The following is a 13,177-nucleotide window of genomic DNA, read 5'->3' on the forward strand; positions in this document are numbered from 1 at the left end:
GAAGACTCCGGCTTACGATTAAGTTTTCCGTTACATTCCTGATGTTACACTGGACGCTTCAGGCTGCGCGCTGACGTTGTCGGGTTGTGTAACTGATTTCCGGCCGGGTGTAGTTTTTTTGCTCTTCCTGCTGCTGCGATCCTGTTTCCTGAGGATTAGATGAAACTGATCGCTATTGTGAATGAAAGCGTTTCAAATCAAGCCATTTTTGGTCATCTGGCCCGGCAAGCCACGCCAGAGCTGAAGACGGAGCTGTTTGCCTCGCCTGAGGAAGCGATGGCGCATTTCATCGCCGGGCATCATCCGGATCTGGTCGTCACTGATTTCCAAATGTCCGGAATGGGAGGTGCCGCATTTATCTCGGCATTGCGGGAGCAATCCTGGGGGCATGACATGCCAGTGGTTGTCGTCGCCGCTCATGAGGACCGCGATTGGCGTCTGGCGGCCCTGCGGGCGGGGGCGACGGATTTTCTTGTCAGTCCGGTTGATCATGGTGAGTTTGTCACCCGGATGAGGAATCTTTTGCATCTGGCAGCGAGCCGGCGACAGATGAGCCGGCGGGCGATGACGCTGGAGCGGGAGCTGGCGGAAAGTCACCGCGCCCGTGCGGCCCAGTTGCAACGGAGCCGGCAGCATCTGCTGCAGGTGATTGACACGGTCCCGGCGATGATCAGCGCGACCGACGGGGCGGGGCGGTATGTCTTCGTCAACAGGTGTATGGCTGAATCGATGTACAGCACGCCGGAGGCGCTCATCGGGACACTTGCACCGGGCAGGAGGGGGCCGGTCCGTTGTGAATCCATGGTCTGTAAACCTGAGCAGGAACGGATCGGATGTTGCGGCGAGAAGCGGGATTGTTGTGGTGAGCGTTTCGAGGAGATCGTGCATGACAGCAGGGGACGGGAGCGGGTTCATCTGACTTCCGACACACCGCTGAAGATGGGGGAAAGCGAGACGCCGCTCTGGCTGAAAACATCTCTCGATATTACAGATCTTAAAGTTGCGCAGAGAAAACTTCATGTCCTTGCCTATCAGGATCAGCTGACGGGAGCACCGAACCGGCTGAAAGTCGAAAAGACGATTCAGGCTCTGGTTTCCGGCGCAAAGAACGAAAAAACAGCTTTCGCACTGTTTCTGCTCGATCTGGACCGGTTCAAGGCAATCAACGACACGCTTGGTCACAGTAAGGGCGACCGGGTTCTGAAGAGTGTGGTTTGCCGTCTGGCGAAGATTCTGCCGGACGCCGTGGTTTCCGGACGGTTTGGCGGCGATGAATTCGGCATTGTGCTGCGGCTGAATGAGGCGGATTGCGAACAGGAAGCCTGTGTGAGGGCTGCTGTAATCCTGGATGCATTTGTAACCCCTTTCGCATTTGGTGAAGAAGAAGGCGACCAGATTGGGGTGTCGGCGGATGACAGCGTTGTCATCACGACTGTGAGTATTGGTGTAGCGGTACATCATGGCGGACCGGTGATGTTTGATACACTTCTCCGACGTGCTGACATGGCGATGTACAAGGCGAAAGCGGCCGGTGGAAATACGTACGAACTGTTCCGGCCCGAGATGGAGGCGAGGGAGGAGGCAGCAATGCGGATCGAACTCGATCTGCACAGGGCTGTGCCGAATCGGGAACTGGAACTGCATTATCAGCCGCAGCTTGATCTTCGTTCCGGACGGATTGTCGGGGTGGAGGCCTTGCTGCGCTGGCGCCGGGCTGACGGAAATCTTCTGGCGCCGGGGATTTTTCTTCCGGTTGCAGAGGAAACCGGGCTGATTGTGCCGATTACGGAATGGGTTCTTAAAGAGGCCTGTCGTCAGCTTTCTGTCTGGAGAGCTATGGGCATTTCGGTGCGAATGGCAGTAAACATGTCCGGCGTTCTGTTCCGTCGTTCGGATATTCGTGGCATGGTTCTGGATGTGATAGAACGTTCCGGAATCAATCCGAGTGATCTGGAACTTGAACTGACGGAATCGGTGCTTATCAGGAATACAGATTCCGCGAACCGGCAACTGGCCGATCTCCGTAAGCTCGGCGCGGCTGTGGCAGTGGATGATTTCGGTACGGGCTACGCTTCTCTGACTTATCTGAGCAGGCTGGTGATCGACCGGATCAAGATCGACAAATCTTTTATCGACCGGATTGAGGAATCCGAATCTGATCAGGCTATTGTCCGGTCAATGATTACGCTGTGTCGCAATCTGGGAATTCGGGTGACGGCGGAAGGGATTGAGCGGCCAGAGCAGGCGCAGTGGCTTGCGCGACAACGTTGCGATGAGGGGCAGGGATTTTATTTCGGCCGCCCTCAGCCAGCGGATAAGATTGCTGTGATGATTCATGCGACAATGCATGGAATGCCGCGAGACGATCTGACAGCGTTCGTGGCGTCCGTGTCAGCGGAGGGGTCTGAACTGGCGCCGTGAAAGTTGCGCTACTCAGCACAGGCAGGACGGCCGCCGATCCGGATGAGGGTTGTCATCGGGACCATTAAGAGCGAATTCGTACATTTCCCATGCGGTGTGTTGCAGAACGCCCTCGCCGACAATCTGGCCGGTGAATTCGGTCGTTAGTGCGTCGACATCAGGGCGCGTGAGATAAGGCCGAAGGGATTTTTTCCCCGGGAGTGAACCAGCCAGGTTCCGTCTGTCCGAGATGGATAAAAGTATCATCTTTGCCGGGCATGATGCGGTAATCGTCCGGATTGCCGGGAACACGAGTGGAGCCGGGGGATTCGAAAAAGACCTGTGTGATAGCTGGATTTGTGCAGGGGAAAATAGTGATCAGGTGCTATTGTATGGCTGAGGTTGTATCACCCGGTATTTGCCATCCGGGAAGTAGCGTCGGACACAAGGGCAACTGGCTGCCCGCGCCACATAGGAACTTTTAGGCGACGAGCCAGGCCGGCGGAGAGGGTGGATCGTTACTTACCGGGACTTATCTGGCGGTAATCAGCTGCTCCGACAGACGACCGGCACTGACAAAAGTCATCTTAAATTTATCCGGGGTGACTGTCTCGGTAATGATCAGCGCAGATACCACCAGGTATCCGTTTGGAGGACGCCTGGTGGTGGATGTGAGCAGGAGGTTACGAACAGTGGGTCGGAAGCAGGTTGGTCCACTGGGTGGCTTCGTGAGATCCGGCTGCCGTTACGGTCTGGCAGGAGCCGTGGCTGCTGCTCCAGGGGTCAGGATGTGTGCAGCTTCCTCCAGTGCCGGTTGTGGAAGAATGCGACCAGTTTTTCACGCAGTTTGCGAAATGGTCCTGAGCGTATTCTTTCCAGAACTGGGTGTCGCACCCATGGCCTGACCCGGATGACGTCTGATGAGCCGGGGCGCATCCGCTGCTGCCGCTTTGTTTATGCCACGAAGTGTTGCTGTCACAGCCGTGACCTGATGCGGAACCGTGGTCATCATGACAATGATCGTGCGTGGAAGTGCTGCCGCTGTTGTCATGGTGATGGTGGTGAGGTGTGCAGTGACTGCCGGAGCCGTTGTCATCTCCGCTGTTGCCGCCACTGCCATTATCGCAACTGCTGGTGTGGTCATGTCCCGGAGGCCAGCCGGTTGTGGCGGAAGCGGGCAGGGAGCTGTCGGCGATGACGTAATCGCCGGCGAGGTCTTTTGTGATACTTACGGAGCCGGGCGTATAACCGGCTGCAGCGGTGATATCGCTCAGCGTGATGGTCTGGTTGCTGCTCGTCGTGATGATCAGACTGTAGGTGCCATCGCTGTTTTCGCTGTACTGGGCGGAGACCGGCGTGACGCCGTCGGTACCGTTGAGGGCGAATTCGCTGTTTGCGGAGACGTTTTTGAATGCCGTGGTGACGTTCTGACCCTCGCTTCCGAGCACGATCATATTCAGTGTACTCGGGTCGAAGGTAACCGTGCCGCCTGCCCAGCCAGATGTATAGAGCGTGCTGCCGCCGGACAGACTGACATTCATCGCAAGGTCGACGCTGATGCCGGCACTTTCGGTGCCAAGTGTCGCATTGTTGAGGACGAGGTTACCGTCTCCGGAAAGACGGCTTGTGGTGAGGGTGACGTTCGAGCTGTTATTGATCGTCAGCGTGCCGCTGATTTCGTTAATGCCAAGGCTGACGGGAGACGCGGTATCGACAGTGAGGTTGCCATTCGCGAAAATCTGCATGGCGTCGGCGGTGAAGACTGGTGTCGCGGTGGCGTCAGAGCCGTCGCAGGCTGTGATGTCGAGCGTGCCGTAATCGCCGATGGTGAGACTGGGTACTTCGGTGCTGTAAGTGCTGCCGAGAACGGCAGTGACCGGGGCGGTGGACGTGCCGCTGATGTTGATTTCATGGTAGTCGGTGGGAAGCGTTCCGCTGCTCCAGTTGGTGGCGTCGAGGAAGTCCTGCGATGTTGTCGCAGTGAAATAATCGGTGGCGTTCTGAACCATGGCGACCAGATTCTCCTGTCAGGTCAATGACATCCGGACCGCTCAGCGAAGCGCACGGGATGCCCTGGTTCGCTGCGGCCGAACATTTGTTAACAAAATGTTACCCGGCGAGATAGAGCTCATTTTGAATTAATATTATCAAATATGGAATTTAAGGTGGTTTATGGCTGTTCGGGTGGATTTTTGAAAAAGTTATGGCGTTGTTGCAACGGTGTGTCGTGTGAGGAGGCGCAGTGAGGTTTCTGAATTGTTTCAGGAGCGGATCGGATGACAGGTTTTTCATCATGCGTCCGGTTCGGAGAGCCTGTGAGGAAGGTAATTTCCGAAGGAGAGCGGTATCAGTGTTGTCGCTTACCACTGGCGGGGATGGTCGGGATTTTCCACCGGGAAGAGCAGTTCACCAGGTAGTTCATCATGATCAACTGCCATATAGGGATGCCGGAAGACAGGGGCGATGCAATCGCGCCTGTAGCGCAGGGCATCCTGTTATCTGCGTCATGTTCGACTTATCTGCGTCATGTTCGACCAGGCAGAACCCGGGAGCGATTGTGTCCGGTGATGCCCGGCGTAATCGTGAAAATGCGGCTGTCAGTTCATATTGAAACAATATCCGGAAGTGGTCTGGATAATGGATGGCGGGTTTTCATTCTTTGCGTTCGAGACGCGTGACGAGGAGCTGGTTGATCCGGAAGCCCTCGACATCGACGACCTCGAACCGGAAGCCGGCGGCATCCGTGCGGTCGGCTTTGCGGGCCATGCGGCGGAGGCGGTGCATGACGAAGCCGCCGATGGTGTCGAAGGTTGCGCTGTCGGGAAGGTCGGCGACGCCGAGTTCGCGGATCACGTCGCCGATGGGGGCGGCGCCGTCGATCAGCCAGGAGTTTTCGTCGCGGCGGACGATGGCCTGTTCCTCGAATGGGTTGGCGAGACCGTCCATCAGCGCGCCCATGATGTCCTTGAAGGTGATGAGTCCGACGATCATGCCGTATTCGCTGACGACGAGGGCGAAGCCGGCGCCGTGGGTGTCGAACTGGGCGAGGGTGTCCCAGAGATTCAGGGTTTCGGGGACGGAGAGGACGTCGCGGCGCAGTTTTGAGATGGGGGTGGTGAGAGGCTGTTCCGGGGCGCCGGGGTTTTTCGGGTTGTCGACGGCGACGACGAGGACATCTTCGGCGCGGATGGAGCCGATAACGTGATCGAGGCCGCCATTGCACAGCGGGTAGCGTGAATAGGGGCGGACGCGAACCTTGTCGCGCTGGGTTTCCGGTGATTCCTGGATGTCGAGATAGACGATTTCGTCACGCGGGGTCATGGCGGAGGTGACGGAACGGTCCTGCAGGCCGAGGACGTTCTGGATCATCTGATGTTCCTGCTCCAGCAGCACGCCGGAGGCGGTACCGGCGGCGAGGATGGCGCGCAGGTCTTCCGGGGTGACCGGCTCGACGGCGGAGGCGGCCGGGATTTTCAGGGCGCGGAGCAGAGCGTCGGAGATTTTCGAGAACACCCAGACGAAGGGATAGAGCACGCGGAGTGCGGCGGCGGGGAACCAGCCGACAGCCAGCGCGACCCGGTCCGGGGCATTCATGGCGATGCGTTTGGGAAGCAGGTCTGCGAACAGGACGAAAATGCCGGTGGTGAAAACGAAGCCGGCGGCGGAGGCAATGCTCTGGGCGCTGGTTGGTTCCATACCCCAGCCGGTGAGGATGTCGGCGATGGGCGGGGCGAGCATCTCCGAGCTGATCATGCCGCCGAGAACGCCGACGGCGTTGAGCAGGATCTGCAGGACGGTCATGACCTGGCCGCTGTTGCGGCGCAGGGCGAGGAAGGCGGTGGCGCGTTCGTCTCCCGCTTCGGCGCGGGCGCGGAGGCGGACGTCCCGCGCGGCGGCGAAGGAGATTTCGGAGAGGGAAATCAGAATGCTGATGGCGATGAGGAGGACAAGGGCGACGACGCCCAGGAACAGGAGAAGCACGGGACCGACCGGTGTGTTGTGGGGCGGCGGTGCTCCGGAGGAACGCAGCCGTTAAGAGAGTATAACCTGTCTGCGGGGGGCTGGGCCAGTTCTGTGAGCCGGTCTGACTGGTGGCCGGAGACAGGCGCTGTGTATTGCCGGACAGGTCAGCCGGTGAGATCTTCGTAACTACGGATGGCTGCCGCTGATCTGTCTGGTCTCCGGCGGCTCCGCGGAGTGATGCAGGACATAAAAGTGGCAGTCATGGTCTGGTCATGTTGCGGGCCAGATCAGAAGCCGGGCTGCTGGTCTTCTCTGGTCCGGGGCGTGTCAGTGTATCGTTTTGTATCCGATATGAAAAAGCTGACATGCCTGCAGCGGGATGTTTTAAGAAGGAAGCGGGGATGGTCCGGCTGAGAGGCCGGGAAACAGAAAGGACGGGGCGGGATGCTGCCTTTTCGCGGGTACGGGGTCCGGGATGATGAGGAATCGCTTCATCCGGTGGTGCGGATTCTGATGAAAGGATGTCCGTCCCGCGAGGATATGTTGCGGGCGGTCGGGTTGTCCGGGGACCTGAATCCCGGGTCTGAGGAGGAGATTTCCCTGGCGGGGTATGAACTTTTTCTGACACTGGCGGGGCCGCTTCCGGAGGAGGTGATGGCGCGTGGCAATGCGCTTGAGGAGGCGTTCCGGCCGCTGTTGCAGGATGCGTGGTCTCTGATCGCCGCGTTACCCGGTATCCCGGAGGAGATGACGCGGGATGAGGCGCGGCATGTGGTGCGGGCCTGGACGGCGGTGCACTGGGCGCTGGGGGCGCGCCGGGCGGCGATGGCGCTTGATGAAGGACGGAGCGGCTGAGGGGAAACGCTCCGGCGCGCGGTCGGCTGTGTATCGTGTCACAGTCCTGTCACCTTCTGCCGTCACGCTGCCCGTCGGATGCAAAGGCGGCTAGTATCCGGCAAAACGTCTGACAGGGCTTGCATGATGTATATTGGGATCGATCTCGGGACTTCCGGTGTGAAGGCTGTGCTGGTGGACGGAGCGCAGGAAGTTCTGGCGACGCGGACCGAAAAACTGGAGGTCAGCCGGCCGCATCCGGGGTGGAGCGAGCAGAACCCGGAAGACTGGTGGCAGGCGGTGCTGCGGTGTTTCGCGGCGTTGCGGGAGGCGCAGCCGGCGGCGTTTGCGGCGGTGCGGGGGATCGGGCTGTCGGGACAGCAGCATGGTGCGGTGCTGCTGGGTGAGGGCGGGCGTATGCTGCGGCCGTGCATTCTGTGGAACGATCTGCGGTCGGGCGCGGAATGTGCGGAGATCGAGCGGCGGTTTCCGCGCAGCCGGGAGGTGTGTGCGAATATTGCGATGCCGGGGTTCACGGCGCCGAAGCTGCTCTGGGTGGCGCGGCATGAGCCGGAGGTGTTCGCGGCGGTCAGGCATGTGCTGCTGCCGAAGGCGTGGGTCCGGTTCCGGCTGACGGCCGAGATGATCGAGGACATGTCCGATGCCTCGGGCACGCTGTGGCTGAATGTGGGTGGGCGGCGCTGGTCGGATGAGGCGCTGGCGGCGAGCGATCTGACGGAGGCGGCGATGCCGTCTTTATGTGAGGGAACGGACCCGGCGGGACGGGTGACGCGGGCGCTGGCGACGGAATGGGGCTGGGAAGTGCCGCCGGTTCTGGCGGGGAGCGCGGGTGACAATGCAGCGGGGGCTGTGGGGATCGGGGCGATTGCGCCGGGGTCCGCGTTTCTGTCGCTGGGCACATCCGGAGTGCTGTGGGTGACGACGGACCGGCTGCGGCTGGGGACGCGCTCGGCGATTCATGCGTTCTGTCATGCGATTCCGGCTACATGGCATCAGATGGGGGTGACGCTGTCGGCAGCGGCGTCTCTGGCCTGGTGGGCGCGGGTGACCGGCATGGAGGAGGCGGCGCTGCTGGAGGAACTGCCGGAGCGGATGGAGCGTCCGTCGGAGGCGATTTTTCTGCCGTATCTGTCGGGGGAGCGGACGCCGCATAACGATCCGGAAATCCGGGGCGGGTTTCTGGGACTGTCGCAGGATACCTCACGGGCAGCGCTGACGCAGGCGGTGCTTGAGGGCGTGGCGTTTTCGTTCCGGGATGCGCTCGACGGGCTGCGGGAGTCCGGGTCCGTTCTGACGGAGGCGGATGTGATTGGCGGCGGGTCGCGGAGCGCGCGCTGGGTGCGGATTCTGGCGTCGGTGCTGGATCTGCCGCTGCACCGGCTGAAGCATGGAGAACGGGGCGGGGCGTTCGGGGCGGCGCGTCTGGCACGGATGGCGGTGACGGGAGAGGCACCGGCCGATGTGTGCGGGGCGCCGGAGCGGGCGGAGACGGTTCTGCCGGACCCGGCGCTGCGGGATGCGTATGCGGCGGTGCTGCCCCGGTACCGGGCGCTGTATCCGGCGGTGCGCGGACTGGTGGCGGAGGTGGATACGGGGGCGGAGCCCTGAGTTGGAGGCCGGGTGGTTTTGGCTTTCTGTAAAATGGCGTTGCGAAGCTCAGTAATTTTTGTCGCGATTTCCAAGGAAGAATCTCTGCGAAGATGCTCTTTCCCGGAGGCCCGATATTCTCAGGTAATAAATCCGTATTTTCCTGTTTTGCGAGAGCTGTTCAGGCTGTTTGTCAGACCTGTCACAGACAGCTTTGATGTGATTGCCGGTGGGGGGCGATGAGAAACGCTGCGTAATAGTCGGGATGGTATTCGGGTCTAAGGTCGGTTGCCGGTGCCGCTGTTCAGTAAACCGGCCTGCCAGAAGGTGTCGACAGCCTGCCGGTCAGGTGCTTTGAAAAACACCAGTGACAGCGCCGATCTTCTTCCGGAAGAGGACCGGTGCGAATGGAGAGATAGCTGCGGTCCGGGTGAGTGGCATCGCAGCGGTCGCCGTACCCGATCCGATGATCGGCATGATCGGAGCCGGCTTTTGGGATGCCCGGGGCATGAAAGATGGCGTCGTAAAAGCATTCGGCGGCAAGTCGGGGACAATGATGAAGACGTGCTCGGGCAGAAGCCTCGCGAAGGTCAGTGCGTTGTTTCGGAATGCGCGATGCTGAGGCTGACGTGATTTCCGGTGACGTGGCGGAAGGCGCGGTCGCGACAGGTGAGGAGGATGACCTGCATGCGTTTCGCGGCGTCGCTGATGATGTCGGTGAGGAGTTCGAGGCGGCCGTCATCGGAATAGACGAGGGGATCGTCGAGGATGAGGGAGACGGGGAGGCCCTGTTCGCGGAGCATATCGGCGAAGGCGATGCGGGTGAGGATGGCGAGCTGTTCCTGGGTGCCGCGTGAGAGGGTGGCGCAGTCTTCGGTCATGTCGCCGCGGACGATGGTCTCCAGGGCGAGGTCTTCGCTGAAGCTGAGATCCGAGCCGGGCATGAGGCGGTTGATGGTGCGTTTCATGCGTTCTGCGACGGGACCGGTGAAGCGGGCGGAGGTTTCTCTGCGGGACTCTTCAAGGGTGTTGCGCAGAAGTCTGATGGTTTCGGCGTCCTCGGTGACGCGATGGAGGGTGGCTTCGCTGGCTTCGGCGGCTTCGCGGGCGGCGGCTTCCCGCTCGGCGAGGCCTTTGCCGCCTTCGCTTTCGATGGTGCCTTCGAGTTTCGCGATTTCGGTTTCCAGCCGGCGGCAGGTTTCCTGGGCAGTGCGGGCACGGGCGTCGATGGTGGCGATTTTGCGCAGGATGGTGTCCTGATCGTGGACGGTGGCGTTGCGGGTGGCCTCTTCGAGGGCTGTGGCGGCTTCAGCGGCGCGTTTCCCGGCCTGGGCGAGGGCTTCGGTCAGGGTGGGGAAGTCCGGGTGTTTTTCGAGTTCGCTGATCTGTGCTGTGGCGTTTGACAGGTCGCTTTGGGCGCCGGCCTCGGCAGCGGCGAGCGGGGCGTCTTCGGTTTCCAGACGGCGCAGGGCCTCCATGGCGCTCTGATGAGCGCCGTCGGCCTGGCTGAAGGCGGAGTCCGCCTGTTCGACGGCCTTGCTGAGGGCGGGAAGGTCCGGGGTTTCCGTGGGAGGCACGGTATTTTCGGCCGGGAGACCGGCGATGAAGGCTTTCAGGGCCTGCGGGCCGGATTTCAGGTTGAGGATGTCATCGGCGGGGGTGGCGGCGTCGATACGGGCTGCGAGAGTGCGGCATTCGGCGGCGGCTTCGTGGGCTCTGTCGTTGCGGAGGCGGGCTTCGGTGAGGGTGCTGACGCCGAAATCTTCCAGCGCCTGGTCGCGTTTGCGGCGGGCTTCGGAAAGATCCTGTTCTGCACTGGCGGCGCTGGCGGGGGGGCGCAGACGGAGTTCGGTGTCGCCGACACGAATGGTGATATCGCGGGTGAGGCTGTACTCGCCGGGTGTGGCGGGCTGGCCGTCGAAGGTGACGGCGCTGGTGTCGCCGGACAGGGTGAGGAGGGTGGCGCCGACGGTGACGCGAATCTCGGCCTCTGTGACTTTTTTATCGTGTTTTATGAGTGTGGCGAGGGCATCGGGCGGGATCAGGGTTCTGCTGAGGGCGGTTGCCTGCTGAAGCTGCTGTTCCAGTTTTGCGAGGTCGGTGAAGCGGGTTTTCGCGGCGGCGATGGCTTTATGACGGCGCAGGGCGTCGTGCCGGTTCTTGCCTTCGGTGAGGGCGGCGCGGGCCTGGCGCTGCGCGAGGCGGGCCTGTTCGAGCGTTTCCGCTGTACGGACGGATTTTTCGCGGGCGGCGATGACGTCCGCGGCGACGGTGCGGCGTCTGTCGCGGGCTTTTGTCAGCACGGCTTCGGCGGCTTCACGGGCGGTGAAGGCGGTCTGGTGGCGGGTCCTGAGGTCGGTAAGGGCTTTTTCGGTGCCGGTGGCGGCTTCTTTCTCGGCGCGGCGGGTGGCGAGGATCTGGGCGGCGGCGCGGGCGGTTTCGAGGTCTTTTTCGAGGGTTTTGCGGGCCTGGATGTCGGTTTCGTCGGCGATGTCGCGGCGGGCCAGTTTCAGGCGGGTGCGGGCCTGTTCGAGGTCGAAGAAGCTGTCTTCCAGGGCCTGGAGGCGGGCTTTTGCTTCTGCGGCTGTGGTCTGAGCGTCTTCGGCGGCTTTACGGGCTTCGGTGAGTCTGCCCTTTTCCTTGCCGGTGGCGGTCCAGAACTGGCCGTACTGGTCTTCGATGCGGTCGTGGACCCGTTTCCAGGCCGGGCCGCCGAGGACGGCGCCGACTTCGGCTTCTAGGATGGAACTGACAGTTTCACGTATGACTAGGTCAGGAGCAGAAACAGATAACGCTTCTGTCTGGCCTATCCATAACAGCCCCAGTATGCCGTAAGAATTTGTATCTCCTGATTTTTTTCCGGCATCCTTTGTTGATCCCAGTAATTCATGCAGGCGCTCTTCGGCCCCAGTTCCCTGAGCCCGACTGTGTGGATTTGTGACCTCGATAGACGGGTTTTTCAGAAAACGTTTCGTTATACTCCAGGGGGCATTATCTATGGTAAAATCAACATTGATTTTTGGAGCGACTTTGTCACCGTGAGGCGCGTAGCTCTTCGTAGTCTTGGTATTCGCATTGTAATGAATGAAGAAGGCTGCGCGCAGAGCTTCGAGAAGGGTGGATTTCCCAGCCTCGTTGGGTTCGATGAGGATGTTGAGACCGTCGGTGAGGCCGTCGATGGTGACGGGGTCGCGGAATTTGCGAAAGTTTTCGACGGTGATGCGGCAGATGCGGAGGGTCATGCCTGGTCCTCGCGGTTGTATTCGACGAGCAGACGTTCCAGGGCGCGGCGGGCGATACGGGCTTCGGGTCTGTCGGACTGACTGAGGGCGTTCAGTTTATGTGCGGCGATGCCGAGGGTGCCTTCGACGTCCAGGGAGGCGAGGTCGTTTTCGGTGGGGCGGCCGACAAGATCGTCGGCGCGGAGATCAAGAAAACGCAGGCGATGAACGAGGTCGCTTTCGATCTGGGTGAGGATGGCGACGCGGTCGCTGAGATCGGTGATGCCGGCGAGGGTGAGCTGAAGCAGGGTGTCGGGGGCGTTGATTTCGGCGAGCAGGGCGGCGCAGTCCGCGCTGAAGGCGGCGGCGTCGCTGACGGTCCAGTCGCGGATCAGCCAGTGGAAGCGGCCGGTGCGGAAAGAGGTGATGTCGGGTTCCGCGCCGGGGGTAACGTCGACGAGGAGGGCGTGGCCGGAATCGTTGTTCTGGAAGCGGTCGGTTTCCGGCGTTCCGGCATACCAGGTGCGGGCATCGATTCTGAGGACGCCGTGCCAGTCGCCGAGGGCGAGGTAGTCGAGGTTTGCGCGGCGGGCGCGGTCGGGCGGAATCTGGTTGTTTGTCTCGCCGTGGCTGCTGAAATTGCGGATGGAGCCGTGGGCGAGGCCGATGCGGAGGCGGGCGCCAGGGGTTTCCGTGGTGTCGAAGGCTTCGGTGGGGTCATCGAGATTGTGGCGGTGGGTGAGAGGTGCGGGAAGGAGCCAGACGCCGTCTTCGAGTTCGTGGGGTTCGGCGGTGGCGAGAATAGTGATTTTGCTGTCTGTCCCGGTGGCTGTTCCGGTTTTGGCGCGGACGCGGTCCCACAGGCCGCCGTTGCGGGCGAAGTCGTGGTTTCCGGGCAGGAGCCACCAGCGGCAGGGGTGGCGTTCCATGCGGGTGACGGCCTGGACGATGGTGCGGTCTTCCGGGCCTTCGGTGTCGAAGATGTCGCCGGCGACGAGGACGTGGCGGGCGCCGTGTTCGGTGGCGGCGCGGCCGATGGTGTCGATCGCCTCGAAACGGGCGTCGGTGAGGGCGGCGCGGAGGTCTGGCGTGAAGCGGCCGTAGGGCTTGCCGAGCTGCCAGTCGGCGGTGTGGATGAGCTTCATGACCCC

At 61.5% G+C, this 13,177-nt stretch carries 7 protein-coding genes; 3 read left to right on the plus strand and 4 right to left on the minus strand.

Features of this window, described 5'->3' with window-relative positions:
* The first annotated feature begins 159 nt into the window (after positions 1-159).
* The gene (locus GOB93_RS07495) at positions 160-2,421 is read left to right on the plus strand and encodes a putative bifunctional diguanylate cyclase/phosphodiesterase (RefSeq protein WP_173582879.1); all 2,262 of its coding nucleotides are present in this window, start codon (positions 160-162) and stop codon (positions 2,419-2,421) included.
* Between the two features lie 662 nt (positions 2,422-3,083).
* Here the strand turns inward: GOB93_RS07495 and GOB93_RS07500 are convergent.
* Together GOB93_RS07500 and GOB93_RS07505 are read right to left on the minus strand one after the other, a co-directional pair.
* Entirely contained in the window at positions 3,084-4,409 is a 1,326-nt protein-coding gene (locus GOB93_RS07500; protein WP_173582880.1) for a hypothetical protein, read from the minus strand.
* A 643-nt stretch (positions 4,410-5,052) separates the two neighbouring features.
* On the minus strand, positions 5,053-6,381 hold the full coding sequence (locus tag GOB93_RS07505) for a CNNM domain-containing protein (protein ID WP_173582881.1): 1,329 nt from the start codon (positions 6,379-6,381) through the stop codon (positions 5,053-5,055).
* 426 nt (positions 6,382-6,807) lie between these two features.
* Between GOB93_RS07505 and GOB93_RS07510 the strand changes: the two genes are divergently transcribed.
* Both GOB93_RS07510 and xylB read left to right on the plus strand, forming a co-directional pair.
* Positions 6,808-7,218, plus strand: a complete 411-nt coding sequence (locus tag GOB93_RS07510) for a hypothetical protein (RefSeq protein WP_173582882.1) — start codon at positions 6,808-6,810, stop codon at positions 7,216-7,218.
* Positions 7,219-7,344: 126 nt separating this feature from the next.
* Positions 7,345-8,826: a xylulokinase gene (gene xylB, locus GOB93_RS07515; protein ID WP_173582916.1), complete on the plus strand. Its 1,482-nt coding sequence runs from the start codon at positions 7,345-7,347 to the stop codon at positions 8,824-8,826.
* 569 nt (positions 8,827-9,395) lie between these two features.
* On the opposite strand, the gene GOB93_RS21970 is transcribed toward xylB, so the two are convergent.
* Positions 9,396-12,047 carry an AAA family ATPase gene (locus GOB93_RS21970; protein ID WP_173582883.1) on the minus strand — a complete coding sequence of 884 codons (2,652 nt, stop codon included), beginning with the start codon at positions 12,045-12,047 and terminating at the stop codon, positions 9,396-9,398.
* Entirely contained in the window at positions 12,044-13,171 is a 1,128-nt protein-coding gene (locus GOB93_RS07525) for a metallophosphoesterase family protein (RefSeq protein WP_173582884.1), read from the minus strand. Before GOB93_RS07525 ends, GOB93_RS21970 begins: the two co-directional genes overlap by 4 nt.
* Positions 13,172-13,177 lie beyond the last annotated feature (6 nt).

This window comes from Acetobacter musti, from assembly GCF_011516835.1.
In the GTDB taxonomy this organism is placed as follows: Bacteria; Pseudomonadota; Alphaproteobacteria; order Acetobacterales; family Acetobacteraceae; genus Acetobacter; species Acetobacter musti.

Excerpts from the sequence above, each read along its gene's own strand:
- GOB93_RS07495 (WP_173582879.1), top strand. The coding sequence starts at position 160 with ATGAAACTGATCGCTATTGTGAATGAAAGCGTTTCAAATCAAGCCATT.
- GOB93_RS07500 (WP_173582880.1), bottom strand. The coding sequence starts at position 4,409 with ATGGTTCAGAACGCCACCGATTATTTCACTGCGACAACATCGCAGGAC.
- GOB93_RS07510 (WP_173582882.1), top strand. The coding sequence starts at position 6,808 with ATGCTGCCTTTTCGCGGGTACGGGGTCCGGGATGATGAGGAATCGCTT.
- xylB (WP_173582916.1), top strand. The coding sequence starts at position 7,345 with ATGTATATTGGGATCGATCTCGGGACTTCCGGTGTGAAGGCTGTGCTG.
- GOB93_RS21970 (WP_173582883.1), bottom strand. The coding sequence starts at position 12,047 with ATGACCCTCCGCATCTGCCGCATCACCGTCGAAAACTTTCGCAAATTC.
- GOB93_RS07525 (WP_173582884.1), bottom strand. The coding sequence starts at position 13,171 with ATGAAGCTCATCCACACCGCCGACTGGCAGCTCGGCAAGCCCTACGGC.